Here is a 3,189-nt window from a genome sequence, read left to right on the forward strand (position 1 = left end):
AAATAAAGAAGAACTGGAAAAAGTAGTCAATCAGCTTTTAAATGAAGGGGGATTGATTATTAAATGGAGTAGAAAACTTAAAAATAAGGGTAATGCTGTCAATGTAACTTAAATGCGTAAAAGCTTACTAATCAGAAAAGCCGGTCATCCCTGTCTTGGGAAGAACCGTTCAGCTTGTTAAACGCTCAAATAACTATTAACTTATATAACGAAACAACAAAATACAAGATATTTTTGACTACGATCGAGTTGTAGAAATAGTCTAAATGACCGAATAACACAGATCCCGTTTTCAAAATACGAGAAAAGAAGAAACAGAAACAACAATAGGTACTTAGTGGGGGCCAGTTCATTGATGGGTTTCTCGAACTGTTGGATATGGCAATATTATTCTAATAGTGGAATGAGGTTTAAAACCTGAAGTCTAGTTGTTACGGGTTAGATAGATAAAATCATTCTGCTGTCGGATTATAAATTCTATTTGAGTCTGGAATTCTGTTATCTAGATAAAGTTGTATGTTGTGGAATGACTACTCCATTCCCGCTCTTAAATTGCCCATTGCCTGGGTTCACAAACATTAACACGACAAGGCTTGTCGGTTGGGTCGTGTTGCTGCGGGAAGGAAGTAAACCCTCTCATCACCCTCGTTTTCTCTTGATAATTATCTGTCACCGGACTCTTTCTCTACAACGCCTCACGAGGAGAATTATACAGGTATGAACAACGGCACCAATTCGAGTCAAGCTCTCGATCGGCAAATATTCTTCAATGATTCTCTAATCATGAATCCCCTTGAATTCGATCGAGATTTGTCCTTATCCACAGACGATTTATTTAACCCTCATCGTCAAAATGATCCCGAACAATTGCCGGGGTCAGTAGTACCGCCTTCGATTACCCCCGCTTCCGAAAAATTACCGGGGTCAGTAGTACCGCCTTCGGTTACCCCCGCTTCCGAACAGTTGCCAGGATCGGTAGTACCACCTTCGATTACCCCCGCTTCCGAACAGTTGCCAGGATCGGTAGTACCACCCTCGATTACCCCCGCTTCCGAACAGTTGCCAGGATCGGTAGTACCACCCTCGATCATCCTCGTCGCCAATCAATCATCCGAGTCAGTAGAAACCTCTTTAGTTCCTCTATCAATTGACGTACAGAATCGACTCATGGCTGACGCTCGAACGGCGACAATTAATGTTACTTATCATAACTATACCCCTCAAGCACAAGCGGCTTTTCAGTATGCGGTCAGTATCTGGGAATCTATTATCGTCTCAACTATCCCGATTGCCGTTGATGCCTACTGGCAACCCTTAGATCCTTCGATTCTCGGCCGAGCAAGCCCCAATCTCTTTTGGAGAGAATCCCCCGGAACACGACCGAATACATGGTACACATCAGCCCTGGCTAATCAGCTAGCAGGTCGAGATCTTGCGCCTAACGATGGGGATATGACCTCCGAGTTAAATAGCACTGCCAACTGGTATTTCGGTACAGATGGCAAGACTCCAGCCAACCAATATGATTTTGTCACCGTCGCTCTGCACGAAATATTACACGGTTTAGGAAACATTGGCTTGATGGACTACAGTGGCGGTCAGGGAAGTTGGGGATTGGGTACGGGCTTTCCCGGTATCTATGATCGCTTTACAGAAAATGGTGCGGGGCAAAGCCTCATTAATACGAGCTTATTCCCTAACCCGTCTGTTGCCCTCGGTAATCAACTAACCAGCAACAACCTTTTCTTCGATGGACCTAATGCTGTAGGGGCGAATAATGGAATCCGTCCGAAACTTTACGCCCCTAGTCAATGGCAACAAGGTTCTAGTTACGCCCATCTTGACGAACTGACTTATCCCCGGGGCAATCCTAATTCCTTAGATACACCCTATTTTAGCCTAGGTGAAGCGATTCACGACCCGGGCCCCATCCCCCTAGGAATCTTAAAGGATGAAGGCTGGAATCTTGCTCCTTCCCCTCCCCCCCCTACTCCTCCTTGTCCCGACCCCTTAACTTGTCCCGTCTACCGTTTTTACAATCCGATTTCCAGAGGACATTTCTTTACCCTCAACCCAGCAGAAAAAGATAATGTCATCGCTCATCCCGAATGGCAATATACCTTTGAAGGAGTTGGTTTTCAAGCCGCCCAATCCCCTGGTAATAATCTATTTCCCGTTTTTCGCTTCTATAACCCGATTTCCAGAGGACACTTCTTCACGATCGATCCAGCAGAAAGGGATACTGTCAACGGTCATCCCGAATGGCAATATAACTTTGAAGGAATTGGCTTCTATGCTTACGGAGCGAGTGCCAGTCTAGGATCGGATGTTTTCCGCTTCTATAACCCGATCTCCAGAGGACATTTCTTTACGACTAATCCAGCCGAAAGGGATAATGTCTTGGCTCATCCTGACTGGAGCTATACCTTTGAAGGGGTTGGTTTTGAAGCAACACGATAGTAATTCTTGTTATCTTTCGATTGATTTTCAAGTTTTGTCGTCGTCAATAGTATGGTTCTTCGGTTTTTGTTATGCAATGGACGGGGTTATAAGGAATGAAACCCTTATAGAGACAGACATTGCTGCGATTTTGGTCAATTGTTTTCGCTCTAGAACGAACTAATCAATAGAACTCTTGCCAGATAAGGATTTAGTCGATTCACGCCCCCCGATCGAACCATACCACCCACATTCCGCACCCTAAGTGTCACAACGTCTCAAAAGAGGAAGGGGCGTGAGTCAAAATACTTATCTAGAGGAGTGAGTTGGCGGCAAGCTGCCAGCAACTAAGCCGAAAATTTCAGAGTTCCCCCGGTCATTCTCAATAAACAGTGCTTATTGAGAATGGACGGGCAATCAGACTTAACATCTAGCGTCGAGATGTTCGAGTAGTGCTTAAGTTTTATTACCCCTTGAAGTCAATACCTCTCGTCAAGATAAGAGATAATATTCTTGGCAAGGTTTGGGGAAAAATCTCAAAATGTTGCGCCTCTCATCCGTTAAGTTACTAATCTTTTGATTGTCTTGAATACGGACGAGATGAATCCCTTGAAAGTTCTGAAATATCCAGCGTAACGTCGGTCGGTCAGTTAACTTACCCAACGGATTTTTCCGTCCCGTCTCCTGCTGTTTTAAACTTAAACGAAGTTGTCTTTGACCAATAGTATAAACCAGCAGGCACAAGCCCAT

Annotated in this window: 1 protein-coding gene and 1 pseudogene; one reads left to right on the forward strand and one right to left on the reverse strand. The window is 44.5% G+C overall.

Translation table 11 applies throughout. The features are described 5' to 3' along the window. The first annotated feature begins 717 nt into the window (after positions 1-717). On the forward strand, positions 718-2,460 hold the full coding sequence (locus tag PX482_RS14965) for a hypothetical protein (RefSeq protein ID WP_002761532.1): 1,743 nt from the start codon (positions 718-720) through the stop codon (positions 2,458-2,460). 471 nt (positions 2,461-2,931) lie between these two features. On the opposite strand, the pseudogene PX482_RS14970 reads toward PX482_RS14965, so the two are convergent. Then, positions 2,932-3,189: pseudogene (locus tag PX482_RS14970) on the reverse strand (IS1634 family transposase); the annotation flags it as partial.

Source organism: Microcystis sp. M53602_WE12, assembly GCF_030065455.1.
GTDB lineage: Bacteria > Cyanobacteriota > Cyanobacteriia > Cyanobacteriales > Microcystaceae > Microcystis > Microcystis aeruginosa.

Excerpts from the sequence above, each read along its gene's own strand:
- PX482_RS14965 (WP_002761532.1), top strand. The coding sequence starts at position 718 with ATGAACAACGGCACCAATTCGAGTCAAGCTCTCGATCGGCAAATATTC.